The sequence below is a fragment of the Pseudobutyrivibrio sp. 49 genome, from assembly GCF_900100545.1.
In the GTDB taxonomy this organism is placed as follows: Bacteria; Bacillota; Clostridia; order Lachnospirales; family Lachnospiraceae; genus Pseudobutyrivibrio.
Genome location: NZ_FNDP01000003.1, coordinates 130,257 through 156,043, shown reverse-complemented (window position 1 = coordinate 156,043; position 25,787 = coordinate 130,257). Strand labels below are relative to the sequence as shown.

The window sequence follows — 25,787 nt, the reverse complement described above, 5'->3', positions numbered from 1 at the left end:
ACTGCCAAAACAGCAGTGCTTATGAATTATTTATATTCTTAAACTGCCAAGCACGATTAAATAAACAATTTCTGAGCAGTACTTGGACTACTTTCGAGTTATATATACTACTCAAACATCATATAGACCAACAAAATGAGCAGTGCCATTTTGTTATGCGTAAATAGCACTGCCTTTTGCAACCTACTTTACTTTTTTAATATATCTACAGTATGTGCAGAAGCTCCTAGTAAATCAGCTCTTTCACAGACTGACATCTGGTAATTAATGAACTGTTGGAACTGTTCTTCTGTAAGGGCGTTGACTTCGCGGCGCATGTGATTTGCTGGGCCATCTGGGGAGATAATCTGCATGCGCTCCAAGCCTGCTTCTGCATTAAGACTCTCTATATCTTCTGTTCTCATAAACATGTAAAGGTCATCTTCAGCGGGGCGCACATGAAAGGTTTCATCAAGCTTTCCATCTGCAATGTTTTCTAAGACATGACCTTCCTTAATTCCGTATGTAAGGAATGCGTATTCATTCATGACATATGCGACTAAAATATATCCACCTGGACGGGTAACTCTTTTTGCTTCTGATAAAGCTTTCAGCTGCTCTTCGCGGGTCTTGAGGTGATACATAGGTCCAAAAAGTAATGTGAAGTCAAAACTGTTTTCTTCAAATCTTTTAAGCTTCACTGCATTTCCCTGAAAAGCTTTTACACCTGTGCCCTTTGCCTTGAGCATACCAAGGTTGTGTTTTACAAGTTCTACTGCTGTAACATCATAGCCTTCTTCCCAGAGAGGAATACTATAACCTCCTGTGGCAGCACCAATATCGAGAATCTGGATTTCAGACTTAGACTTGCCAGTTTCCTCGGCAAGTATATCTAAGTACTTGTGGACATATTTCATGGTCACAGTATATTCCATGATTCCATGGCGACTGTTTAAGCGTTTGTCTTCGTTGAATTTGTTGTAGTATTCTTCTAAGTTAGTCATTGGCTCTCCTTAAAAAAGGACCTCATACGTTGTATGAGGTCTCTAATAATTAGTAATTTAGTTTTTGGCTTGCTAGCGGGAAGACGCAGCCATTTTATATCGCCTTCGGCGATGGGCTGCGTCGTAGCATTAAAAAATCAAAATCAAGTTTTGATTTTATTAATGCCTACCGCAGCACTGTTTGTACTTAAGACCACTTCCACATGGACATGGATCGTTAGGGAAGACTTTCTTCTCCTCGCGCTTCTTTGGTGCACGTGTTGCTGTGTCATCCTTGTTTGTTCCAGTAACCTTAGCTACTTCCTCACGCTCTACCTTCTTCTCGATGCGGATTCTGTAAAGCATTGTAAGTGTATCATTGATGATAGCTGCATTCATTGCATCAAGCATATCGTAGCTTGCTGCCTTGTACTCATCAACTGGGTTACGGTTACCATAAGCCTGAAGACGGATACCCTGACGAAGCTGCTCCATATCATCGATCTCCTCCATCCACTTGCGGTCGATAACACGGAGTAAGATAACTCGCTCAACCTCTCTAAACTGCTCTGGCTGCTCGAATTCCTTTTCCTTAGCATCATACATCTTAAGAGCAATATCTGTAAGAGTGTTCTTCAACTCTTTCTTGTTCTTGATGTTCTGGATAGAAAGCTGTGTCATAACAGGAACTGGAATAACCGGGCAAAGGAGATGGTTAAGCTCCTGAAGCTCCCAAAGTTCCTTCTCAACATCATCTGGAATAGTCTTTTCAATACACTCGTCTACCTTATCGCGAATCATGCCAAGAATCTGGTCATGCATATCCTCGCCCATAAGTACTCTATGACGCTGTGCATAAATAAGCTCTCTCTGCTCATTCATAACCTGATCATAATCAAGAAGGTTCTTACGAGCTGAGAAGTTATTTTCCTCAATCTTCTTCTGTGCTTTCTCGATAGCATCTGAAAGCATCTTATGCTTAATCTGCTCACCCTCTGGAACACCAAGAGCGTTGAACATGCTGATAAGTCTCTCTGAACCGAAGAGTCTCATAAGGTCATCTTCAAGTGAAATGAAGAACTGTGACTCACCAACATCTCCCTGACGACCTGAACGTCCACGGAGCTGATTGTCAATACGACGTGATTCATGACGCTCTGTACCGATAATCTTAAGACCACCTGCTGCACGAGCATCCTCATCAAGCTTAATATCAGTACCACGACCTGCCATGTTAGTAGCGATGGTAACGGCACCGTGCTTTCCAGCCTCAGCAACGATTTCAGCTTCCTTCTCATGGAACTTAGCATTTAATACGTTGTGCTCGATTCCTTCTCTACGAAGAAGCTTTGAAACGTGCTCTGAAATATCAATATCGATAGTACCAACAAGAACAGGCTGACCCTTTTCATGAGCCTTCTTAACCTCTTCTACAACTGCTTTGTACTTCTCGTTCTTTGTCTTATAGACAGCATCATCATGATCGATACGCTGGATAGGACGGTTTGTAGGAACCTCAACAACGTCCATTCCGTAGATATCACGGAACTCCTGTTCCTCTGTAAGAGCTGTACCTGTCATACCAGCCTTCTTGTCGTACTTGTTGAAGAAGTTCTGGAATGTGATGCTTGCAAGAGTCATAGACTCGCGCTTAACCTCAACATGCTCCTTAGCCTCGATAGCCTGATGAAGTCCATCAGAATAACGACGACCTGGCATAATACGGCCAGTGAATGAATCAACAATCATAACCTGACCATCTGAAACAACATAATCCTGATCCTTAAACATAAGGTTGTGAGCACGAAGTGCAAGGATGATGTTGTGCTGAATCTCAAGATTCTCAGGATCTGCAAGGTTCTCAATGTGGAAGAACTGCTCAACCTTTGCAACACCCTCTGCTGTAAGGTTAACTACCTTATCCTTCTCGTCTACGATGAAATCTCCAGTCTCGTTTCTCTCAACGCCCATGATAGCGTCCATCTTAGAGAATTCTGGAAGATCCTCACCACGCTTAAGCTGACGAGCCAAAACGTCGCAAAGCTCATAAAGCTTTGTAGACTTTCCTGACTGTCCAGAAATAATAAGAGGTGTACGTGCCTCATCGATAAGAACTGAATCCACCTCATCGATGATACAGTAATGAAGTCCTCTCTGAACCAAGTCCTTCTCATATACACACATATTGTCACGGAGGTAATCGAAACCAAGCTCGTTGTTCGTGATGTATGTGATATCACAATTGTAAGCTTCCTGACGCTCCTCCTTAGTCATGTCATTTAAAACCACACCAACTGTAAGACCAAGGAAACGGTGAACCTCACCCATCCACTCAGCATCACGCTTTGCCAAGTAATCATTTACAGTAACGATGTGAACACCCTTGCCCTCCAAAGCATTTAAATATGCTGGAAGTGTAGATACAAGAGTCTTACCTTCACCAGTACGCATCTCTGCGATACGACCCTGATGGAGGATAATACCACCAATAAGCTGAACTCTAAAGTGCTCCATGCCAAGGGCACGCTTACCTGCCTCACGAACTGTAGCGTATGCCTCTGGAAGGATGTCGTCTAATGTCTCTCCCTTTGCAAGTCTCTCTTTAAATTCAACTGTCTTTCCACGAAGCTCCTCATCTGTAAGAGCCCCCATAGCATCCTTATACGATTCTATCTTATCAACGATAGGCTTAATTCTCTTAAGCTCTCGCTCCGAATGTGTTCCAAATACCTTGTCAATAATGTTCATTACATCTAATCTCCTAACCTAAGGGATTTAAGGTTATAAAATCCCACAAACTGCATCTATTTTAACAGAAAAAGGCTAGTTTCTCAATGATTTGATGAACATCGCTTTACTGAAAAATATAATTAACATTTGCAAAGCTTATTTTATCCATTATCTTCAGTTTTCTAGGGATTTTATAAACTAATGGCTCATTATTCAGGTAGGTCTGATTAGTGGAATTCAAATCTGATAGGTAAAAATCATCCCCCTCCCTAATAATTTTGGCATGATTACTGCTAACAGTTCGCTCACGTAAAACCGCATCATTATTTTTACCACTGCCAATTCTAAATACATCTTTATTCACGAGAAAATCATCCTCCTGGTTCTGCCCGTCGTATACAAGCTTCCCAGTAGGCTTTACATCAGATAATAAAACTGTTCGTTCCTCCAGCTCATAATCAGGATCAATTATGAAATCCTCCCCAACACTTTCATATTCATCTTTGAACTGAATTCTTGTACTTAAAAAGCTTTTTACAGAGTCAAAAAGCCCTGTAAATCTATTAGATTTCTCCCTATTATCTATATCAAATAATTCTGATAAATTTTCTCCCTGCGTAACAAACTCTTCCTGTAAAAATTCATCCTCTTGATTATCATCAAAAGCATATGGATCAATCCTTTCAAGATGTATCTCACTTTCAGGCTCTTTCTCCTGAAGGCTATCTAATATTTCTTCAAAGGTGAAATCATTCTTCAAGCATAAGTCATATGCATTGTATATGTACTCTGCAAGCTCTCGATTATCACTTGGTACAAGCTTTAAAAAGTATTCCATAAGTGCACGAAACTGCTGCTGTACACCTCCTATATCACAAGGATAGTAACAAAGGCTAACCTTAAAACTGTCGTTTGATTTTTCCAGAAAAACTGTCTCCTTGCTAAGAAAAATATGACTTTCCTCTATTAGATATTTACTAATTTCTTCATAAGCCAGCTTGATATTTAGAATCAGTCTTCTAAATACATCCAAGGTGAGATCTCTAGCCTCAAGAAAATCCTCTAAATTTTCCATTCTGCTGATGCAATAGTTATACTGCTGCACTCCATTCACCTTTACTTTTGAAAATTTCAGAAGTGCTGAAATATTATTTTCCTCTATCATTCTTTCTTCATATCCAGAAGAAGCTTCTGCCACTTCCAGTACCATGAAACTTTTATCATGCTGTCGCATATAATTAATTTCCATAATTCACTAATCAAATATGGCATGAATCACGCCAACAACTCCTTCCTTCGTTCTAAACAGGCTCACAGCGTCAAAACCATCTGGCTCATACCTGACATATTCAAGGGCTTCATAAAATAAGTCAAAAGCAATGCCGATTGCCATACCTACTATCAAAATACAAAAACTGAAAATATACGCTGCTTCAACGGTATAACTACCTTTTAGCTTTAACCACATACTGCTATACCTCCAAGTTTTTCCAGCGAAATGATCAGTAGATAACCCATCAATAAAAATGGTACAAAGGGTAACTCCATATCCTTTTTTGCCTGATACTTTTTAACCAATATTGTCCCTACAACAGCTGCGAGAATTGAGCTAATCCATAAAAGTGTTAGCGTTCCCCTGAATCCTAGATATATGCCAGTAATAATTATTAATAATGCATCACCCTTACCTATTTTTTCTTTTGACAAATAACTGAATATCAACACTAGACATCCAATCGCGACTCCACCAAAAACACTTGATAGGGAGTGACTTTTACAAAACATATTTATAAGGATTCCTATTATTCCAAATATTATTATCTCAATTACCCTTACCTGTCTTTCCCTTAAATCATCATAGGCCGTAAGAGTATACAAACACACTAATCCAAATGCTTCCATCATTTTTCCTCTAATGCTCACCTGTACATTTACTACAAGGCCTCATTGTATTCTTAACTTCTTCGTATAAGACTTTTCTAATGTTATGTTTTATTTCTTTACAATTAACATCTGTATGCCATGCAGTTCCATACTCTGTTACATACAAAAAACCACCAGCTTTTGTACCTTTACATTTATGACACTGATAATAAATTCCACCACTTTTATTTCTTGCAGAATCTAAATCCTCGGCTGGTAAACGCCTGACTTTCGGATTTAAATATGTGCACATATAATTCCTGTGATAAGCCTCTCCTTTTTCAGTGATATACACATACTGGGCATCGATAGTATTCTCTGCTTTATCATATCCAACCCATTTCCTACACCTTGCACGCTGGGTTACCTCATAAGTGTAATTACCCAAAAGTCCTATAGGAAATGTCATATCATAATTCACCTTAAGATCTATATAATTTCCCTCTACTGATGATTCTAAAAAATCAAAGCCAGCCACTCCACCATCAATATATTCAATGGGAACTTTGTGCTCCGCAATCTCAACTCCCGCTAAAGATATGGTTGCTATCAACAACCCTGCCTCTGACAATTCACCTGTAAGAGTTGGCTCCTCCGAGGATGCATCCACATCCTTATCTGATTCGCCATTATTTGCCATATTTCCCAGAGTCACAGCCATCCTTCTGCTAGCTGCATCAATAGACTGCTGCACTCCTGACTGAACCTGTAGCATTCTGAAAATAAACATTCCAAAAACCATCAATGTAATAAACAACGGTAAAATCACCGCCGCCTCAATGGTATAGCTCGCCTTATAAAAGGAGGCATAAAAAGGCATCTCTTTTTTTGTACGCTGGTGCATAGCGCTATTTTTCTCATGGGAAATAGGTTGACCTTGAATATTGGGTTCATTATCCAAGAAGGGTTGATAGTTACATAGAGACACCTATTTACACCTCCTTCCTATATGTCCTAGTAGGAAATAAATTTGTTTCTAGCAAAATAGTACTGACCTATTTCGCCTTTACTTTCACTTTCTCTTTCAAATAACGACAAAAACATTTCTTTGGCTGAATATGTCATTTCTATATCTGCCGCCCAAACCATATTGTCTACTTTTACATCCTTGTAATCATCAGTTGAATTTAGCGCGTTCTCCATTATATCCAGCGCTCTAGTTGCCAGTTTTTCGTTGGTCCTAAGTGCGAGAAATCCTATAAGATACTCCTTATATCCTGTTCCTTCTCCACAATCACGGGCTTTAAAATTGATATTACAAACATTTGATAAATGCCAAAGGTCTGTTGTCCACTGAGTAAGATTTTTTATAGGTGCTATTTTTCCACCATTCAAAAGCAGTCGAACATCAAGTGTAGCTTCTGCATATGCCCATGCACCAATCACTGCATTGTAAACAGCCTCAATAATAACTGGATTTCCTGTAAAACCTGCCAATGCCTCGGCCATTGATAGCGCCTGTGTATTTAACTCACGAGTTGTTTGGATAGTTATAAAGTTTGCCCCTTCTCTCACAAGAAGAAGCTGCTCCACAACAGAAGCCAAACACTGCGGGTCAGTCTCTTTACCCGAAAGAAGATATTCAACCTCGTAATTCAAACCATCGTGCTCTAGATCATGACCAAAATAGCTGTAATTTGTTATCAGATAATCAAGAAACAGCGCCTTATCCACTAAACTCACACCTTCTTCAAAATCCAAATTCCCTTTAGACAACTGTCGATGAGAAGGCATTTTTTCAAGACTCACACTTACGTCAGATAGTTTTTCCGCATTTGTTACTGTAGCCAAAACTCCCTTTGAAAATGATTCCTTCAAAATATCAAAGGCTTCTAGCGGATTGTCTTCCACTTCTTCGGGCTCTGGGTAATCATCTGGGTTCGTGTCCGGGTTATCATCCTCTGCTGCTGCACGTCTCTTTTCTGCCAACTCTGCTTTTGCATTGTCTAAAGAACTCTTTCCGCTTTTAACCTTTTCTTCTACTGGTATTTTTTCAATACCATTTACGGTATCAATATGATTTTGAATTCCATCTACAACTTGACCAGCCATGCCATCCTTTGCAGCCTGTACACCAAGACCGATAACTCCTTCACCATTCTTATCAGTAAGAAACGCATACTTATTTACTGTGCAGCTTTCTGCAAATAATCTTGCATAATTGAATCCATCAGAAACATCTGCATTATACTTACAATAATCCAGTGTTTTTTCTTCCATATTCTCAGGACCTTTCAAAGAAGAACCATAGCCTAAATCCACTGCCAAAATCTTATAATTTGTCCAAAGATAGGCATTATATTCTGAAAATGTACTTTCAACTGCTATATCTGTGTATTCCTGCGCAAAGCTTTGCATCTCATAAAATCTTATGCATTCACTCATGGTAAAAATCAGACACATAACAGAAACCAGTATGAACGTGAAAAACACAGACACTGAGCCTTTAGCCACTATACTCTTTTCGCCTGTGAATTAATTGTCTTAAACAGGCTCTCTACTAAATCATTTAAATTGTCTTTAAAGATAAGGACGATACCAATTAATACAACCAGAATCAGAATCATCTCCACTGTTCCGATTCCATCCTCTTCCTTCCAAAATTCCTGTATTCTATTTTTTGCGTTTATCATTAAATTCTTCATTTTCTTCCTCTTTTCGTTTTACTAATTAATTTGCATTATCGCTGGCACAACCAGGATAACTATCACTATAAAAAGCATTCCTGCCATAGGTAGTAACAGCTTTGTAGATGCTACTTCACCGGCTCTTACAGCTCGTTGTTTTCTCATTTCAAAAGCATATTTTTCCTCTTTTTCCAGAGTATCCAACAAATCCCGTGATCCTTTTCTCAGGTTTTGAACAAGCAACATAGATAGCTTTCTATATTCTTTACACTCACAGGTTTTTCCAAGCTCCTCAAGAGCCTGTATTTCACCTTTGCCATCGCTTATTTTTCTACATGTTTTCAAGATTTCCTCGTAACCCGCTTTTTGTGACGCTCCGTCATTAATGTCCTGCATATACTTTTTGGTGATTCTCTCAAGTGCTTTTCTAAAACTCATTCCGGCACCCATAAGTATCGACAACTGACTGACAATCTGAGGGTAATCTCTTTCCAATTCCTCTATGCGCAGTGCTTTAGCCTTCTTCTCATCATGCTTTTTTCCAATAATCAAAACAGCTACCGTAATCAAACCTAGGAGAATTATCTGTAATCCCCTATAATTCATCTTTTTCTTCCACTCAAGCTTTTCTCCAGCTATTTCTCCTGGCAGCTTATAGATTTCACTCTCTCGGGTACTTTCGTCGATTTCTTTTACTCTTCTATTAATCGCCTCAAGCTTTCCTTCAACTGTATCCATACTCTTGCAATTGACCACTACAGAAAAACTATAGTATCGCTCACAATCCTCATAATAGAGTGTGCATTGCAGGTCAACTATTTCACCGTCTTCAGGAATGTTTTCTGCTCTTAACTTTCCATCCCTCGAAATAATTCCATAGGGTGATGTTTTCCAGCTGGCCTCAATCAAACCATCCACATATGCTGTTTCAAGAATCAAATCGTATGTGACATTATTGGCAGATCTATTTTCTCCAAGATAGGAGTCCTCGATTTCTCTTATAGCCCTATCAAAGTTCTTTTCTATCTCCTTTTCAGATAGCTTCTGTTCAGACACCTCTACTTCATATTCCTGCCTATGGTCTGAAAACTCCAACTCTAAATTCTCTGAAATACTCCCTGCGCCTGCTTCATTTCTTTTTATAACTCCGTTAAAATTAATATTCGTATTTACGAAGTCATATACAAGTATTCCCAGTCCCAATATAGTTGTGACCAAGACTATCTCCATTAAATTTTTCTTCGTTAAATCATGACTTTTTAGCAAAGCATCCCGCCTCCCATAATCAATTACTTCAGACCTTTATATCTATTATTTTTCTTCCAATTACAATCAAGATTCCATATAAAATAAGACACCCGCTCATCAATCCAACTCCCACTATATTTCCATAAAGTGGTGCTATAAAACTTGCTGATGTCAGTGAAATATATGCCAGAATTAGCATTGGCATCACACACATTACCTTAAGCTCAAGCCTTTTCTCAGTGGTGATTGTCTCTATTTCCTGCTTCACAGAAATGTTATCTTCTATCTTCATCGCTGTTTCTCTGATGTGACGACCATAATCACCGCCACATCTTTTTGCAAAGGAAATAATTTCAGACAGACTTGCTGCCTCTTCTAGACCGGTTGTCTTAGCAAATTCATCAAAGGCCTTTTCTACCTGAACATTCATAGTAATTTTCTGATTCATAATGTGGACAGACGCCAACAGAATTGAACCTTGAGGATATAATTTTTTCAGCTCAGCTTCTGCTTGATTTAAAGCTCTTTCAAGTGAATATCCAGTCTGCAAGCTAGCTACAATTAACATCATATATTCCTTATACTCACTTTCCATCTGAGCTTGGTATTGAACCCTTTTTTCTTCTTTTTTTAGCCTTAGCCAAAAAGGAATTATCAGTATCCCTGCTAATAATCCTGCAATTGATTTGTAAAACAGGAAAGCAACCACAAAGGTTATTCCTATCCCTTGCGCCAAGGTCATCATGCTTTTCCACTTGCCACTAATTTCTCTGTATGAATTAAACTGCCTACCTTTTCCCATTGGCCAACTATCCTTCCATTTTCTTCATCTATTTCCTTAAACTTATACAAAGGATTTAACTTTATCTCTCCTGCTTCAACGCCCTCTACTTCTGATATTTCTATGAGCTTTCTGCTCTTGTCTCTAAGTCTTCCAAGCTGCACAATAATATCTATGCCTGATGCAATTTGCTGTCTTATAGCAGGAAGCGGTATTTCCGCGCCCATAAGCACCATTGTTTCAAGTCTTGAGAGCATATCTTTGCAGGAATTACTATGTCCTGTGGAAAGGCTCCCATCATGTCCAGTGTTAAATGCCTGCAGCATCTCCAAGGCTTCCGCTCCTCGACATTCTCCAACCACAATTCGATCTGGTCTCATTCGAAGAGATGACTTTAGCAAATCCCTTATGCTGATTTCATTTTTGCCCTCAAGATTTGCGTTTCTGGCCTCAAGACGAACCAGATTTTCAATGTTCTTAAGCTGAAGCTCTGCAGAATCTTCTATAGTTATTACTCGCTCGTCCTTAGGGATAAATTCTCCTAATGCATTTAGAAACGATGTCTTGCCGCTTCCTGTACCGCCAGATACAAATATGTTGTATCCGCTTTCTACAAGCTTTTTCAAAAACTCAATTTGCTCATCGTCGATAGAATCAAATCCTTTCAAACGCTCCATAGTCATTTGCTCCTTTGGGAACTTTCTTATGGAAAGAATGCTGTAATCTACTGCTGCAGGTTTTAGTACGATATTTACACGACTACCATCCTCCAGTCTTGTATCAACAATCGGATTTGATTCATTTACGATCTTGTTACTTTCGGCCACAATACTCTGAATAATGTCATTCAGCTTTTCCTCCGATGAAAATCTTTCCTTGGAATGAATAATCTGTCCATTCTTTTCAATGAAAATATTATCTGGCCCATTAATCATTATTTCTGTAATATCTTCATCAGCTAATAAATCTTCCAGCACATCCAACTTTCGAAGAGAATTGAAAACATGATTTTCTATCGTCTGACGCTGGACCAGAGAGACTGGTACTAATTTAGATTTTTCCATGATTTTATTTTTTATTAGCTGAAGTATTTCTTCATCGGTAACGTCATAGGATAAATCTATTTCATTCATTACCTCTGAGCGTACCTGCTCTTCTATGCTATCCATAAATTTCTAACCCATTTCTCCCACTTATATTTACTAATTTCTTTACAAATACTCCTAGATTTCCCTGAAGCAATTCTTCCACCTGATATGTACCATCAGAAAGATTTCCTGCTGACATAGGAAGAATTACATTTTCCACAGATAAGTTCGCCTGAATTCTCTCAAGATAATCCAAAAAGTTCTCTTGTCCCTTCTTGAAGTAATCTCCAGGTCGTCCTAATACAAAGAGCTTATTTAATCTTTCAAGATATCTGGAAAATCCATTGATAGCTCTTCCAAAAAGAACTACCACCACGTCATAATCAGTCTTCACAAGCATCTCGAAGAACCTATCCCAAGTGTCTTCGTCGATTTCACCGATTTCGTTTGGATTCCAAAAGGGTTCGATATAATCGAATCCCATAAAGCTTCGCACGTACTCGGACAAACTCTTTTCCATATCATCAGAGTTAGTGTTTAAGATATAAAGAAGATCCATGAGATTTCTTTCACAATTTCTGCCAATAAGATTTGGCATTATAGAAATCTCCTCCAGATCTACGAACAGAACCTTTCCACCTGTTCTGTATGCCTGACCCAGCGCCATAGAAAATGGCAACTGTAATTCATGATTTATAGGAGAATACACCCCTATTAACTTAGATTTTTCATTAGAATCTCTTTTACTAACAGCGTTCATTGAACCCTTTAATTCAGTAATGTCATCAAAAATCATATTTACAGCCTGATATTTATAGATGACATTCTCTGAAATAATTCCAGGTTCCTCTGTAAGAAGATATTTGTGCCCAATCATTCCCTTTGGACGGAATCCCGATATTTCATCAAACTCCTCCGTCATAATGGCTACATCAAAATCTGACTCGTCAGAATAAAATGTCTCGGGAGCTGTGAAAATATGAACTCCCACATTGGCCTTTCTCATTAAATGACTGGCGAATTTTAAAACATAATTTGAATCAAGGTCGCATAATGCGATTTCCAAATTTTTCATCGATAATTACTCCATTCTTTTTACTTACTAGATATAAGGCAATAGAAAAACGCAGCCGTAATATAAAAGGAATAGTGTAATTTTCTTTTTATATTGATTCCCTTCTCATACAAGAAAATGCCCAGCACAGCGATACCAGCAAGCATCACTGAGGTAATCATCACTTCTGTTGTAAGTTCAATACCCACTAGAGTACTCATAACAGAAAACAATTTGATATCACCAGAGCCTAGATTCTTACTTCTATACAGCAGATATAATGCAAGAATAGGCATGACAGCTTTTATTATGAAAAGGATAATTCCGATCCACTGGAAGTTCTGTATATTCAGGAAAAGTCCTGCAGCATATCCCAGAATGATCAGCTCATTTGGTATTTTGTAATCCCTCGCATCAAAAAGATTCGCAACGGTCAAAATACTCCATGTCAAAAACGTCTTCGTTTTCTTCACCTCCGTTTCGAGTTGGAATTATAGGATCTGGTGCCAGGAAGATACATAGCATTTCACGCTATATTATTTTTTGTGAAGATTCACTTTTTGATTTTTTGTTAGAGATAAATACCCTATCGTGGTTTATCCCCTACTCTGTTGTATATTTCTCACGATACTTTTTATAACTAAACATTAAAAAAGAGATTCCCTGTTACGGAAATCTCTTTTTCTATAATTCAATATTAAAATTATGCCCAAAAACCTCTGCTGATTTGACTACCCATTAGGCTTTCATTAAGAGCCCCCCTTCCATAGGTAGCACCAGCTCTAACATACTGTGTATTCCGCATTATAGGCGCGGAAGAATCTCTCTTAGCCACTTGGTCAAACGCAATACCTAATTCATCCATGACTCTTTTAGCCTCTAATATTCCTTCTGGATTTGCCTTATATATGGATTTGGATACATTTCGCTGTACATAATCGTATAGCGCGTACAGATTTGAACTTACCTTATACTCAAAATTTAAATCTCTCTGGAGGTGATTGACCACGTCTGCACACTTCTTCAGTGCAACAATCGCTGCATCCACTTGGCCAGCTGAAAATTGATCCAGTGCTTCAGTTTCATATTCACGATAGATGTCATAAAGAATAGATATTAATCCACTGCCATTGCTGGAAGCTATTTTTAAGGTAAAAGCTGAAATCTTATCTTTGTTCATTTACTATTTCTCCTATTAAGTGCATATCCAAGGGTTAGAAAATGAAATTTTGGCTAAGGATGATATACCTTACTACTGTAGTAACTGGAGTGCCAACTGAGGTAACTCGTTAGCCTGTGCCAGTGCTGATACACCTGCCTGTTCCAACACGTTAAACTTTGTATATTCAACCATTGTTGTTGCCATGTCGGCATCCTCGATTCGAGAAATGGCAGATGTCATATTTTCTTCGGTTGCATCCAAAGACTTTGTGGTGTGCTCTAATCTGTTTTCATAAGCACCAAGCTGTGAACGAACTGATGTAACATAACTTAATGCTTCACCGAGGGCATCCATTGCGTCCTCTGGTCCATCAGCTCTGGTAACATCAACATCATCGATGTACATGTACTCTGTACTTACTGATGCGATTCTTACCTTCATTTGCTGACCTTCATTGGCACCTACCTGTAAAGCCATTGAGCCAATATCCGTTACGTTAAAAACAACTAGTCCGTCATACAAAGGATCTCCATTTTCATCTTTTGCATCTGATGCAAATCCATCATCCAAAAGGAAGGACATTTCAAAACCCTTTGTATCAGAAATAATTACTCTTCTTCCATCTGTTTTATAAGTAGCCTGCTGTCCAAATAATGAATCTACTGTATTAGCAGGCTCTGCATCATCCTTATTGTTTTTGAAAAGGATAAGCTCTGCATCCTCGCCCACTTTAGTAATCTTAGGAATTACAGTTTGCGAATCATCCTTATCCAGTACTTCGGTTGTACCATCACCATTAAATCCTAAAGCTCTGGCAAACTCTATACTAGAGAACTCTATCTCTAATTCCGCCTCTGCTCCATATTTATAAGACGAAATCTTTAGTCCTTCTGCTGCATCAAAATCAGTAATAACAGCTCCGCCTTTTTCACAGGCCATACGAAGCTTTCCGTATACGCTTTCACCAGATTCACCTTGGTTGAAGGTCATTGGATATCCATTTATTGAAATGGAACCTGCTATTCCAAGTCCACTACCTTCTGTTGTTGTAATAACTGTATTCTCTACATCTGAATAATCTCTAATGGTCTTTGTCCATTCAGATGTATCTATAAAGTTTTTATAGTTATATTTTCCATTCGAGTCTGTAGCTGATCCTGTTGTAACGTTTGTCGTAGTCTCAACTTTTGAATAGGTATTATCAAAGTTTTCTGTTACAGGATAACTACCAGTTTGTGCTGCTACACCTTCAGCTCTCTTTGATGCATGAGTAACTCTAAGCTGATAAATACCTGCTGGTACGTTATTAGATGTGGCAATTCTAGTTACATTATTAGCGTAGGTTCTACAATCCAATGTACCATCTAAAAGATTAATCTTATTAAATTCTGTTGATTGTGATATTCTGTCAATTTCTGATAAGAGTGATTCTATCTCCTTCTGAATTGCTTCTCGCTCTTCATCAGAGTTTGTTCCATTTGCAGCCTGAACTGAAAGCTCTCTCATTCTCTGAATCATATCTGTTACTTCGTTCAGAGCACCTTCAGCTGTCTGTAAAACAGAAATACCGTCGGAACCATTTGTAGATGCCTTGTCCAGTCCATCAATCTGAGCCTGCATTTTACCTGCAATGGCAATTCCAGAAGGATTGTCTGATGCATGATTAATGCTAAAGCCAGAGCTAAGCTTTTCCATTACATCTGAAAGGGAACCTTCGGTACCAAGAAGTTTGTTGTTTGTAATCACCGCTGACATGTTATTGTTAATTCTCATAGTCGCCTCCTAAAGCCGTAACAAAAGTCTAGCATCCGTGCGGTGTATTTTTAATTGATAAAGATCATCCCTGTCCTTACAATTTTATTATCGGTTCTTTCCGTTAATAATTAATCGAACATTTATCAGAACATTTCTCCTATAACATTTAAATAGCTTCTGGCTATGCTATATAGAGCCTCTGTTTGAATTTCATTATCTCGATTTTCTACTTCCTGGAAGTTGCCCAGCTGCCAATTATAAATATCATTGACGCTAATTCCTGCTTCTCGTGTAAAGGAGAAGGTAAAGCTAAATCCAGTCTGTTCCTGCATGTACTCTGAAAGCTTGTCAGCCTGGCTGGCCAGTCGCTCTCTGGTCTCTGCGGTTGCACACTCAACACTTGCCTTTACCTTGCCTGCTTCATATCTGAAGGTAGTAGATACAGTGCTGGTCTGTTGCAGATAAACTGCCATCTTCACAAGACCTGTCTCCTGCTGACCGCGAACGATGCGAAGATTCATATCACCAACTTCCCCATCAATTGCTATAGGAATGCGATATGTCTCTCCAGTGTCTGCCATCTGCTGGATAGCCTTTGTCTGCTGGATAATCAGTTTCATATTATCTAAATCAATGGATTTAATATCTTCCATTTCCTCCATTGATTTCATAACCCTTTCAGCTAAATCTCCAAGTACCTCTTCCGCTTCTTTCATTGCCTCGGGGCTGTGACAGGCTTCATCGAATCGCTGATATGCCAGATTAATCAAATCCTCAATATCCATATCCTGATTTTCCTGAAGCTTTGCAGCTCTGCCATATAAATCCTTTGACAGACTAGAACCCTTCTGCATCAATGCCTGAACTGCTGTAATCATATTTGCTGTGGTTGGAAGATTATACTGCTGCAATACGGATTCAACCTCTTCACTTGATTCAAAAGCTTCCTTAAGCTGTGCTGTCACATACTGGTTGTATGCCTTTTCCTCTAACTGCTCAGAAGTTGTTGTACCAGCTTCCATTGCCTGTGCAAATTCATCTGGATTCATATTTAAAATAATATCCTCACCCAGAATATGCATTTTGGCTGGAGTCATAGCTTCCTTGGCGTCACGACATCTATTTGTAAGGAATACCTTTTCAATCTGCTCGGTGATAGATAAATCTCTCACTACCATTTCATCTAATGCACCAAACTTATCATTGATTTCGTAGTCCTTACCTGTGTGCTTACTTGAACGGACTGCAGTCATAAGATTACGAAGAGTCACATCCATGCCCTGACTTATCAACGCACCTATGGCTGCGCCATCAGACTTTTCCACTTGATGAAGAAGTCTGTACACACCAACATAAGCCTCACGCTCTTCCGCACTGATTTCTGAATTATGTTCAGCCTTCCAAAGGAACTTTGCATAGCTTTCCTCATCTGAGGTACTTCCCATCTCTGCCTTGATATTTTCTGCCATGTTCTTAAGGTCATTCATGGTCATATCAAGTGGATTATTTCCTCGCTTAATCATCTCGGAAACAACTGCAGGAGTCATACTCTTGAAGGTGCGTCCTACAAGTTCTGTCTGAGCCTTCATATTAGTCACTGATTCAGCTGTGATTTCCATCTGATTATACGCGAGAATACGAACTGCCTTCTGGCTTGCTTCCGTTGCTTCGATATCAAGATCTGCCAAAATATCATCCACATTTTGGAATGCCTTATTAAGGCTGTCGCCAAGATCTTTTCTTACCTCTGTTCCAACGGCCTCATAGGTCATTTCCATACGGGAATATTCAGCAGTAACTGATACGCTGACTTCATGAACATAGGAGAAGGTTTCCATTCCAATATTTGAAAATCTTCCAAAGGCAGCTACTGGCGCAGACTGAATCTCCGCCATCTCGTTCATAACTTCCTTGAAAAGATTTACATTGGAATCGGTCTTCTCTCCTGTTTCAGCCTTCATTAATATCTTAAGAAGATTTGTCTCCTGAAGCTTAAGCTTGTCCAACAAATCTGAGAGATCATTTGTATTTACGTCAATGCCATTCTTCATCATTGTGAAGGTGGCCTCGACTGTCATTGTTAGCTGAATTTCTGTGAGCTGACGCTGAGCAGTAACAGATGCTAAATCATTAACATCCATTCCCATCACTTCCTCAAAGGTCTTCTTTGCCTGATCCATAAGAGAATAACCTTCGATTAAATATGCTTCTGATGGGTCTTTTCCTTCAGCTAAAATATCTGATATTGCACTTACAATAATTTCTTCTGATGGTTTTTCATACTGGTCTAATTGCACCATGTATTCAAGATGTTCCTTAGTTACAGGAACATCTTGCTTTAACATGGTCGCCACCATGTTCTTAAGTTCAACCGGCGGCACAGGGTTTCGCGCAAACTTAACGTCTTCACTTTCAATTTGCTCTATAAGTGAATTTACCTTACCCTCAACTAATTCAATGAGACTAATGATATCCTCATCACTTGTCTCCTCTGGAGCCTTTACTGGCGCAGAATACTGTGCGTTGTAAATGTTAGTAATTGTAGGCTCCAAATCATTTTTTACAAGATAGGCCTGAGCTTCCACTGGAAGAGTATCCGAGAGGCCTTTTGTCATAGCAACTGCCTGAGCAATCGAACCGGACATTGCCTCTATCTCAGCATCAGAAAGACCTCCCATTTTTGAGATGTCTGCTCCAGCCTTTGCCAAATTCATTTTAATTTCGTCTACAACTGTAATAAGAGTCTCTGCCTCCATATCCATAGGATCATGGCCATCTTCACGTGTTTTTTCAGTAGCTTCTTCACCCCAGGCTCTCTCCACGTTTTTGATTTTATCAACGGTAGACATACCAAGAGCTGATGCCTCCTTCACTTCCTTAGTGAAATCTTCATCAGTCATGACTCCCTTATTGTTATAGTATGCATTATCCACCGACAATGCCTTAAGCTCTTTATTAGTATTTGTTTTTTTATCGTCCTTGATACCGCTGGTTCCTACGCCCATAAGCTGGTCGCTTGCACCTTCTGTTTTGATGTAATCCGTTACCTTGAGTCCTTCTATTTGCATATAGTTCCTCCAGGGTATGTTGTACTTACATCATATATTTCGGATGAAGACAAAAAAAAATTAGCTGTCATCTGACAGCTAATTTTTACAACTCTGTGCGTCCGTCTAACGCGCGAAGTAACGTTACTTCATCGATATATTCGAGATTTCCTCCTACGGGAACTCCTGATGCAATGCGACTCACCTTGATTCCTGTAGGCTTAATCAGCTTGCTGATATAAGCCGCTGTAGTCTCGCCTTCAAGGGATGAATTGGTGGCTACGATAACCTCTTCTACATCATTCTGCTGCAATCGAACCATAAGCTCTTTAAGCTTAATATCACCAGGTCCGATGCCTGCCATTGGTGAAATAGCTCCGTGTAATACGTGATAAACACCTTCAAACTTTCCAGTCTTTTCATAGGCTGCCAAGTCTCTGGTGTCCTCCACAACCATAATAATATTCTTATTACGCTTTGGATTAGAGCAGATTGGGCAGAGCTCATCGTCTGTAAGAGTAAAACACTCCTTGCAGTAACGGACATTTTTTCTAGCCTGAATAATGGCATTAGCCAGGTCATTTACCTTCTCTTCATCCATTCCTAATATATGGAAAGCCAGCCGCTGGGCTGACTTACTTCCAATGCTAGGCAAATCACTTAGCTCCGCTATTAAGTTGCTAATTTCTTTGCTGTAATATTCCATTAATTAAAGTCCTAATCCACCTGTAAATTTAGACATAGATGCAGCACTTACTTCATCAACCTTACGAAGGGCCTCGTTTGCTGCTGCCATAACGAGATCCTCAAGCATCTCTACATCCTCTGGATCTACTGCCTCTGGATCAATCTTAATCTTTGTGATTTCCTTCTTACCAGAAACTGTAACCTCAACAACACCGCCACCTGCAGTACCTGTCATCTCTGTCTCCTCAAGCTGAGCCTGAGCTTCCTCCATCTGACGCTGCATACGCTGAGCCTGCTTCATAAGCTGGCTCATGTTACCTGGCATTCCGCCTCCTGGAAATCCGCCTCTTCCTTTACCCATATCTTCTAATCCTCCTAATCTTCGTCTTGTTCTAACTCAATTCCAACATTTGCGAAGAAGTCTCTTACATCGGTCTTTGTGTTCTGTGAACTTACTCCACTGGAATTAATTTCTACTTTTATATTCACTGTCTTCTGAAGCATTTGCTCGATGACAGCTGAAATATCTGCTAATACTTCTGGGCGATTAACAAAATCTCCACCCATTCGTCCTGAACCCTCAGGCTGGTCGAAAATCAACACCAAATCTCCTGATTCATTGGTGGTAACTGTGGATACCTCCTTCAGGTACATCTTTATATTCACTGGAAGCTTTCCCATTACTGAACCCCAGCTTTGGGCAATCTTCTTAACCTCTTCTGGAACTGCTGCTGGTAGTGGCTCCTTTTTTACAGGAGCTGCGCTGGGTGTAGCGCCATTTCCACCGACAGGTGCTTGTGGAGCTGCCATAACTACTGGCACACCCTCTTCTACCTTCTTTTCCAGATTAGCCATTCTGTTATTTAACGCTGATATATCTGGCTCCATCTGAGGCTTGCAAAGCTTGATTAATGCAATCTCAATTAATACTCTCTTCTGGCTTGCATACTTAATATCATTTGAAAGCGCAGACAGTACTTGAATGTATCGCATTAACACTTCTGTGTCAACCATTCCTGCCTCTTCCTTGAGAAGTGCAAGATTATCTGATGACATTTCAAGTGCTTCCTCCATGTCCTCTGAGCTCTTGATAAGCATGAGATTACGGAGATACCAAGTGAAATCCACAACAAACTGATTCAAATCTCGTCCCTGAGTAATTATCTCCTCAAGGATTCTTATTGCTGATGTTACGTTTCCATCGATGATATTTCTAAGAAGTCTTGAGAACACCTCCGTGTCGATAGCCCCAAGAACTTTAAGTACATTGTCATAGGTAAGTGTCTGACCAATGTAAAAGGCAATACACTGATCCAAAAGACTTAATCCATCACGCATAGAACCATCTGCTGCCTTTGCGATATAGCGAATCGCTTTCTCTTCTACCTGCACACCTTCCTTATCCATCAGCTCCTGCAGACGGGCTGCAATAGTGTCGATGGAAATACGGTGAAAATCATATCTCTGGCAACGGCTGAGAATTGTGATTGGAATCTTGTGAACCTCAGTAGTAGCCAAAATAAACACAACATAAGAAGGTGGCTCCTCCAAGGTTTTAAGCAGGGCATTGAAGGCACCAGTAGAAAGCATGTGAACCTCATCGATGATATAAACCTTATATTTGCCCTCTGTAGGAGGATATGCCACCTCCTCTACAATCTGTCTGATGCTATCTACACCATTGTTTGATGCAGCATCCATTTCAATTACGTTCATGGAATTGCCTGCTGTAATAGACTTGCAAGTCTGGCATTCCATACATGGACAACCATTTACCGGATTCTCGCAGTTGATAGTACGGGCAAGAATCTTTGCAATAGTAGTCTTACCAGTTCCTCTGGTACCTGTAAACAAATACGCATGTCCTATACGGTCGCTTTTTATTTGATTTTGAAGTGTTGTAACGATATGGTCCTGACCCTTTACATCCTCAAAGGTCTGCGGTCTGAACTTTCGATATAATGCCATATAGGACATAACAATTACCTACCCTTATTTTATCTTAATCACCGAAGCTAATACCTATTCGCTTAGCCTCTTCTATCATCTGACAATCAGGCTCTACCGTCTTCAACTTGCCAGCTACATCTTCAAGCGGAATTCGCTTTGTTTTGCCATTTACCATGGCAATCATATTTCCAAAATCTCCATCCATAATAGCCTGAGCTGCTGCCGAACCAAGACGAGTACAAAGAACTCTATCAAATGGGTCTGGGCTACCTCCTCGCTGCATATGACCAGGAACAGTAACTCGAACTTCTATGCCGGTCTCCTTCTGGATTCTATCTGCGATCTCATAGGATACTGAAGGATACTTTGATTCTTCGAGCTTTTTCTTGTATTCCTTCTTTGAAAGCTTTGCATCTTCCTTTGAAATAGCACCCTCAGCTACTGCAAGGATTGTAAAGCCCTTGCCTTCCTCGGCACGCTTATTGATAGCTTTAACAACCTTCTTTATATCGTATGGAATCTCTGGAAGAAGGATAATATCAGCACCTGATGCCACGCCAGCATAAAGCGTAAGCCATCCTACCTTGTGCCCCATAACCTCTACTATAAATACACGACTATGTGATGAAGCAGTAGTGTGAATACAATCAATAGTGTTACAAGCAATATCAATGGCACTTTGGAAACCAAAGGTCAAATCTGTTCCATAGATATCATTGTCGATAGTCTTTGGAAGATGAATTATGTTAAGGCCTTCCTCTCGAAGAAGATTTGCAGTCTTTTGAGTACCGTTACCACCAAGGATAACAAGGCAGTTTAGATTAAGCTTATAGTAGTTGGACTTCATAGCCTCTACCTTATCAAGTCCATTCTCGTCTGGCTCACGCATAAGCTTGAAAGGTTGACGGCTGGAGCCCAGGATTGTACCACCTCGTGTAAGGATTCCAGAAAAATCCTGACTGGTAAGAAGTCTGTAATCTCCATAGATAAGACCCTTATAACCATTGAAGTAGCCGTATACCTCCAAGTCCTTTACGTTTGCAGCCAAACCCTTAACAACGCCACGCATTGCAGCATTAAGCGCCTGACAATCTCCACCACTTGTAAGCAATCCGATTCTCATCATAGAAATCTTCTCCTTCCCTAAAGAAAAACCCTTATAGTTTAATTTCTATTACTTACTTGTCTCTATAACTCTTCTTACGTAGTTGTAAATTCTCTCTGTAGAAGCAATGTCAAGACGCTCCTTTGGAGTATGAATATCATGCATCTCTGGTCCAATTGAAACTGCATCAAGTCCTGGAAGCTTTGAAGCAAGAAGACCACACTCAACACCTGCGTGAAGAGTCTCTACTAATGCCTTATCACCTGTCATCTCCTCGTAAAGTGCAACAAGCTCATCTCTGAAGCTTGACTCTCTCTTGTACTCCCAAGCTGGGTACTCACCGTGAGTAGAAATCTTGCAACCAAAGGCATTTCCTACCATAGAAACCTTTCTCATAAGTGCAGCCTTAGCGCTGTCTACTGAGCTTCTAAGTGCACATGAGAAGTTAAGTCCATCATCTGTGAGCTTAAGGATACCAAGGTTGAGTGATGTCTCAACGAGACCCTCAATATCATGGCTCATAGCCTGTACACCGTCTGGCATGCATGAAAGAAGCTGAATCATTCTCTTTGTATCTGTAGCATTTACTGCCTCTACAGATGCTTCGCCTTCAGTCTTAATATTAATCTTCATATCTGGATCTGTAACAGCATACTCGTTCTTAATAGCTGCTGCCTCAGTCTCCATAGCCTTAACTGCATCAGCTGAAGCAATAACCTTTGCTGATGTAGCACGTGGGATTGCATTATCCTTTGTTCCACCGATAAATTCAACAAGATTAAGCTCTGAAACCTCAAGTGCTTCTGCAAGAATTCTATTTACCATATATGATGCATTTGCGCGGCCCTTGTTGATTTCTGTACCAGAATGGCCACCCTTGCAATCGTTAACCTCTACAGAAACAATTGTGCCATTAGCCTGTTCCTTCTTTGCTGGATACTCAAGTTCCATTCTACATCCGCCAGCACAACCACAAAGGAAATGTCCTTCCTCCTCTGAGTCGAGATTAAGAAGCTTACGTCCCTGAATCATTGATACATCGATGCCTGCTGCACCTTCCATACCAACTTCCTCAGAAACTGTGATAATAACCTCAAGACGTGGGTGCTTAAGTGTCTCATCCTCTAAAAGAGCAAGTGACATAGCAACAGCGATACCATCGTCTCCACCAAGTGTTGTACCCTTTGCTGTAACATAGCCATCAACAACCTCAAGATCAAGACCCTCTGTAAGCATGTCCTTCGTGCAATCAGGATCCTGCTCTGCAACCATGTCCATGTGTCCCTGAAGGATGATTGGAGCAACGTTCTCCATACCCTCAGATGCTTCCTTAATCATGATTACGTTGTAAAGGTCGTCTGTGTAATATTCAAGATTGTGCTCTTTTGCAAAGTTTACAAGGTATGCACTAATCTTTTCCTCGTGATAACTTGGGTGAGGGATGTTACAAATCTCCTCGAAATAATGAAATACTCTCTCTGGCTTGCAATTGCTTAATACTGCCATTTTAAAAATCTCCTAACTATTCTTTATTTCTTGTCGTACTCACCGTACTCACATCCGATGTTGTACGCTTCCATATCATCAACCAATTCCCATTTAAACTCAGCCTTTTTCTCTGAGTCATTAGCGTTGGTCTTTAATATTTTTTTATAGAGCTTTATCTCGCCCTTTCCATTACCTCCGTTCCAGAGGTGATTGTGAAGCTTTTCGCCGCTAGGCGCTTCATAATTTATGAGCAACATGTCCTTTTTCTGACATGAAATCTCCGCTATTATCTTTGCCAGAGGTGTCTCCTGCTCAACCTGCCAGGTAATTTCTTCATCTCCCTCATGGCAATAAAACTTTGTCTTGGTAAGAGTCCAGAATCTAGAGAAATTGAACTCATAAGGCTCTCCTTCATACCACATGGCACCTAGGATAACATTATCAAAGGTTTGTCCGGTTCTAATTTTTGGACGGCCTCCACCAATATCAAAAGCTGTGTTTTCTAGCCACTGGCCTGATATCTTACTCTTAAGATGTGAGCTGGCAAGCCACACCCATGGGGAAGTATAATCCTTGCCCCAGTTCTTATCAGCATATCCGTAGCAGGAATCCTTATCTACTATATATTCCTCGCCATCTAAGATAACTGAACCATTGTAGAAGGTCTTCATGCCCTCTGCGTGCCAGAACATCTCGAAAGCATCCAGCTCTCTTGAAGCCCAGCTTGCACCATAGCCTACATTAAAGGCCAGATTCTTTTCTATGTTGAGGTCCCAAACCATCTTTCCTGCATCACACATCCACTCTGGATGAGCTGCTGCATCCTCTGTCGAAACCTCCACCATACCAAGGGTACGGCTTTCTGAAAGGAAACAATTATCTGCACTGATTTGGAAAGGAGCATCCTCCTTGATGCTGACCTGCTTCCAACCAAAAAATCTGTGAAGCTGTCGGGCATCTTCGCCCCAGCAGCCTGCTTTAATCATAACATAAGAAGGCTTAACGCCGTTTTTCTTATTAGCTGACAGCTGACCAAATACTGGCTCATCTCCTCCGAACTCAGGATTGATTGTAAAAAACTCGATAAAGAAAGCTTTTTCTTCTCCAGTCTTTTTATTATGACCTGTAAAGCTGTGCCACCACCAGTCATAGCCCTCTGACGCCAACGCTCCCTTAAGCATAAAGCGATTACGCTCTATATCCGAGTGATTAAAACTACGCTCGAAGAGCTTCTCCCTGACATCCAGACCGTCGATTTTTTCGAGTACTGTTTCTTCTAACTGACTAAGCTTTTCTTTAACCATGCTATTAACCCCATTTTCTACATAATACCCTTTAATTACTATAGCATTTTCGATAGGTAAATTCTATATTTCTCCTATATCCTGCCCCATAACCACAGGGGTCTCCTCGCCATTTTCAGAAGCAAATAATATTTCTCGATATATATTTACCTTTTTAGGTGGAATTAACACGATAATGGTAGAACCACCATATTCAAAGTGGCCTTTTTCTTCTCCACGGGTAACATCGCCTGCCTCGGGTTGGTTGTTGACTATTCTACCAACTAACATAGCCCCTACTTCCATTTGTACACATTTCCCGAAATTTTTGGTGCTTAATACTGTGTACTGGCGGCTATTTTCTACAAAAACTGGCCCTGCTTCTAGGGCTATCGGCTGTACCGTGTGATAAAGGCCTGGGATTATCACATCGGCAGATTTCTCTCCTGATTCAAAGTATGCATATCTGTGATAATGATTTACACAGAGTCTGTAGACCAGACAATATCCTCCATTATATTCTTTAGCAAGCTCTTTATCTCTTAATAAATCAGAAATTGTAAATTTGCTCTGCTTAACAGGTAAAACCAAGTCATCTGATATAGGATATACCTTTAATAATCCGTCACATGGCGCCATCAGATGCTTCTCATCCATATCGAGAGGTCTCTGCTCTGGCTTTATTCTTCGACAAAAGAAGTCATTAAAGCAATTGATATCGTCCAGTATATAATCCTCAAGCTGGATTTCGTTTGATTTTGCAAAGCCCTTAATTATGCACTTAGAAACCTTTGAATCCAAAAGCCATCCCGAAAAATCAGATACTGGTTTTAATAATAAAGGGCGAAGTATTATTCGCCCCAACTTTGTATTATATAAAAAATTTAATCCACTCAT

General features: G+C 40.0%; 23 protein-coding genes. All 23 read right to left on the bottom strand.

All coding sequences use genetic code 11. From position 1 onward, the window contains the following. Positions 1–188: 188 nt before the first annotated feature. The 23 genes from BLP54_RS05040 to BLP54_RS04930 all read right to left on the bottom strand — a co-directional run bounded on the left by BLP54_RS05040 (position 189) and on the right by BLP54_RS04930 (position 25,787). Positions 189–983, bottom strand: coding sequence for a class I SAM-dependent methyltransferase (locus BLP54_RS05040; RefSeq protein ID WP_090167392.1), 795 nt, complete (start codon positions 981–983; stop codon positions 189–191). Positions 984–1,142: 159 nt separating this feature from the next. Next, positions 1,143–3,710: a preprotein translocase subunit SecA gene (gene secA / locus BLP54_RS05035; RefSeq protein WP_090167391.1), complete on the bottom strand. Its 2,568-nt coding sequence runs from the start codon at positions 3,708–3,710 to the stop codon at positions 1,143–1,145. A 106-nt stretch (positions 3,711–3,816) separates the two neighbouring features. Further along, on the bottom strand, positions 3,817–4,926 hold the full coding sequence (locus BLP54_RS05030; RefSeq protein WP_176754474.1) for a DUF6382 domain-containing protein: 1,110 nt from the start codon (positions 4,924–4,926) through the stop codon (positions 3,817–3,819). 21 nt (positions 4,927–4,947) lie between these two features. Next, complete coding sequence (locus BLP54_RS05025; RefSeq protein WP_090167387.1) at positions 4,948–5,160, bottom strand: hypothetical protein; 213 nt, start codon at positions 5,158–5,160, stop codon at positions 4,948–4,950. Beyond that, positions 5,151–5,597: a prepilin peptidase gene (locus tag BLP54_RS05020; protein WP_090167385.1), complete on the bottom strand. Its 447-nt coding sequence runs from the start codon at positions 5,595–5,597 to the stop codon at positions 5,151–5,153. Before BLP54_RS05020 ends, BLP54_RS05025 begins: the two co-directional genes overlap by 10 nt. 7 nt (positions 5,598–5,604) lie before the next feature. After that, entirely contained in the window at positions 5,605–6,459 is an 855-nt protein-coding gene (locus tag BLP54_RS05015; RefSeq protein ID WP_090167383.1) for a TadE/TadG family type IV pilus assembly protein, read from the bottom strand. Positions 6,460–6,569: 110 nt separating this feature from the next. Next, positions 6,570–8,000, bottom strand: coding sequence for a DUF5702 domain-containing protein (locus BLP54_RS05010; RefSeq protein ID WP_143001994.1), 1,431 nt, complete (start codon positions 7,998–8,000; stop codon positions 6,570–6,572). A gap of 68 nt (positions 8,001–8,068) precedes the next feature. Then, positions 8,069–8,260 (bottom strand): Flp1 family type IVb pilin, encoded by a 192-nt coding sequence (locus tag BLP54_RS05005; RefSeq protein WP_090167379.1) that lies wholly within the window; start codon positions 8,258–8,260, stop codon positions 8,069–8,071. Positions 8,261–8,281: 21 nt separating this feature from the next. Then, positions 8,282–9,508 carry a type II secretion system F family protein gene (locus BLP54_RS05000; RefSeq protein ID WP_090167377.1) on the bottom strand — a complete coding sequence of 409 codons (1,227 nt, stop codon included), beginning with the start codon at positions 9,506–9,508 and terminating at the stop codon, positions 8,282–8,284. A gap of 28 nt (positions 9,509–9,536) precedes the next feature. Continuing rightward, positions 9,537–10,235, bottom strand: a complete 699-nt coding sequence (locus tag BLP54_RS04995; RefSeq protein WP_090167375.1) for a type II secretion system F family protein — start codon at positions 10,233–10,235, stop codon at positions 9,537–9,539. Beyond that, entirely contained in the window at positions 10,232–11,440 is a 1,209-nt protein-coding gene (locus BLP54_RS04990) for a CpaF family protein (RefSeq protein WP_242870628.1), read from the bottom strand. The genes BLP54_RS04995 and BLP54_RS04990 overlap by 4 nt, the downstream gene beginning before the upstream one ends. Further along, on the bottom strand, positions 11,433–12,434 hold the full coding sequence (locus tag BLP54_RS04985) for a hypothetical protein (RefSeq protein WP_090167373.1): 1,002 nt from the start codon (positions 12,432–12,434) through the stop codon (positions 11,433–11,435). The genes BLP54_RS04990 and BLP54_RS04985 overlap by 8 nt, the downstream gene beginning before the upstream one ends. A 20-nt stretch (positions 12,435–12,454) precedes the next feature. Further along, on the bottom strand, positions 12,455–12,865 hold the full coding sequence (locus BLP54_RS04980; protein ID WP_176754473.1) for a prepilin peptidase: 411 nt from the start codon (positions 12,863–12,865) through the stop codon (positions 12,455–12,457). 251 nt (positions 12,866–13,116) lie between these two features. After that, positions 13,117–13,593, bottom strand: coding sequence for a flagellar protein FliS (locus BLP54_RS04975; protein WP_090167369.1), 477 nt, complete (start codon positions 13,591–13,593; stop codon positions 13,117–13,119). Positions 13,594–13,665: 72 nt separating this feature from the next. Then, entirely contained in the window at positions 13,666–15,348 is a 1,683-nt protein-coding gene (locus BLP54_RS04970; protein WP_090167367.1) for a flagellin N-terminal helical domain-containing protein, read from the bottom strand. 125 nt (positions 15,349–15,473) lie between these two features. Continuing rightward, positions 15,474–18,398, bottom strand: a complete 2,925-nt coding sequence (locus tag BLP54_RS04965; protein WP_090167365.1) for a DUF6240 domain-containing protein — start codon at positions 18,396–18,398, stop codon at positions 15,474–15,476. Positions 18,399–18,483: 85 nt separating this feature from the next. Then, positions 18,484–19,083: a recombination mediator RecR gene (gene recR / locus BLP54_RS04960; RefSeq protein ID WP_090167363.1), complete on the bottom strand. Its 600-nt coding sequence runs from the start codon at positions 19,081–19,083 to the stop codon at positions 18,484–18,486. 3 nt (positions 19,084–19,086) lie between these two features. After that, on the bottom strand, positions 19,087–19,425 hold the full coding sequence (locus tag BLP54_RS04955; protein ID WP_072916907.1) for a YbaB/EbfC family nucleoid-associated protein: 339 nt from the start codon (positions 19,423–19,425) through the stop codon (positions 19,087–19,089). A gap of 14 nt (positions 19,426–19,439) precedes the next feature. Further along, positions 19,440–21,041 carry a DNA polymerase III subunit gamma/tau gene (gene dnaX / locus BLP54_RS04950; RefSeq protein ID WP_090167361.1) on the bottom strand — a complete coding sequence of 534 codons (1,602 nt, stop codon included), beginning with the start codon at positions 21,039–21,041 and terminating at the stop codon, positions 19,440–19,442. Positions 21,042–21,066: 25 nt separating this feature from the next. Further along, entirely contained in the window at positions 21,067–22,140 is a 1,074-nt protein-coding gene (locus BLP54_RS04945) for a 6-phosphofructokinase (RefSeq protein WP_072916915.1), read from the bottom strand. Between the two features lie 48 nt (positions 22,141–22,188). Next, positions 22,189–23,625, bottom strand: coding sequence for an aminoacyl-histidine dipeptidase (locus BLP54_RS04940; RefSeq protein WP_090167359.1), 1,437 nt, complete (start codon positions 23,623–23,625; stop codon positions 22,189–22,191). A 23-nt stretch (positions 23,626–23,648) separates the two neighbouring features. Then, entirely contained in the window at positions 23,649–24,911 is a 1,263-nt protein-coding gene (locus BLP54_RS04935) for a hypothetical protein (RefSeq protein ID WP_176754472.1), read from the bottom strand. Between the two features lie 63 nt (positions 24,912–24,974). Further along, a complete protein-coding gene (locus BLP54_RS04930) occupies positions 24,975–25,787 on the bottom strand; it encodes a phosphatidylserine decarboxylase (protein WP_090167357.1) in 813 nt (270 codons plus the stop codon).

Bases quoted from the DNA above. Each gene is read 5' to 3' on its own strand.
- BLP54_RS05020 (WP_090167385.1), bottom strand. From the start codon at position 5,597: ATGATGGAAGCATTTGGATTAGTGTGTTTGTATACTCTTACGGCCTAT.
- BLP54_RS04975 (WP_090167369.1), bottom strand. From the start codon at position 13,593: ATGAACAAAGATAAGATTTCAGCTTTTACCTTAAAAATAGCTTCCAGC.
- BLP54_RS04965 (WP_090167365.1), bottom strand. From the start codon at position 18,398: ATGCAAATAGAAGGACTCAAGGTAACGGATTACATCAAAACAGAAGGT.
- BLP54_RS05030 (WP_176754474.1), bottom strand. From the start codon at position 4,926: ATGCGACAGCATGATAAAAGTTTCATGGTACTGGAAGTGGCAGAAGCT.
- recR (WP_090167363.1), bottom strand. From the start codon at position 19,083: ATGGAATATTACAGCAAAGAAATTAGCAACTTAATAGCGGAGCTAAGT.
- BLP54_RS05005 (WP_090167379.1), bottom strand. From the start codon at position 8,260: ATGAAGAATTTAATGATAAACGCAAAAAATAGAATACAGGAATTTTGG.
- BLP54_RS04945 (WP_072916915.1), bottom strand. From the start codon at position 22,140: ATGATGAGAATCGGATTGCTTACAAGTGGTGGAGATTGTCAGGCGCTT.
- BLP54_RS05015 (WP_090167383.1), bottom strand. From the start codon at position 6,459: ATGCACCAGCGTACAAAAAAAGAGATGCCTTTTTATGCCTCCTTTTAT.
- BLP54_RS05010 (WP_143001994.1), bottom strand. From the start codon at position 8,000: ATGAGTGAATGCATAAGATTTTATGAGATGCAAAGCTTTGCGCAGGAA.
- BLP54_RS04970 (WP_090167367.1), bottom strand. From the start codon at position 15,348: ATGAGAATTAACAATAACATGTCAGCGGTGATTACAAACAACAAACTT.
- BLP54_RS04935 (WP_176754472.1), bottom strand. From the start codon at position 24,911: ATGGTTAAAGAAAAGCTTAGTCAGTTAGAAGAAACAGTACTCGAAAAA.
- BLP54_RS04990 (WP_242870628.1), bottom strand. From the start codon at position 11,440: ATGGATAGCATAGAAGAGCAGGTACGCTCAGAGGTAATGAATGAAATA.
- BLP54_RS04940 (WP_090167359.1), bottom strand. From the start codon at position 23,625: ATGGCAGTATTAAGCAATTGCAAGCCAGAGAGAGTATTTCATTATTTC.
- dnaX (WP_090167361.1), bottom strand. From the start codon at position 21,041: ATGTCCTATATGGCATTATATCGAAAGTTCAGACCGCAGACCTTTGAG.
- BLP54_RS04985 (WP_090167373.1), bottom strand. From the start codon at position 12,434: ATGAAAAATTTGGAAATCGCATTATGCGACCTTGATTCAAATTATGTT.
- BLP54_RS04955 (WP_072916907.1), bottom strand. From the start codon at position 19,425: ATGGGTAAAGGAAGAGGCGGATTTCCAGGAGGCGGAATGCCAGGTAAC.
- secA (WP_090167391.1), bottom strand. From the start codon at position 3,710: ATGAACATTATTGACAAGGTATTTGGAACACATTCGGAGCGAGAGCTT.
- BLP54_RS05040 (WP_090167392.1), bottom strand. From the start codon at position 983: ATGACTAACTTAGAAGAATACTACAACAAATTCAACGAAGACAAACGC.
- BLP54_RS04930 (WP_090167357.1), bottom strand. From the start codon at position 25,787: ATGAGTGGATTAAATTTTTTATATAATACAAAGTTGGGGCGAATAATA.
- BLP54_RS05025 (WP_090167387.1), bottom strand. From the start codon at position 5,160: ATGTGGTTAAAGCTAAAAGGTAGTTATACCGTTGAAGCAGCGTATATT.
- BLP54_RS04995 (WP_090167375.1), bottom strand. From the start codon at position 10,235: ATGATGACCTTGGCGCAAGGGATAGGAATAACCTTTGTGGTTGCTTTC.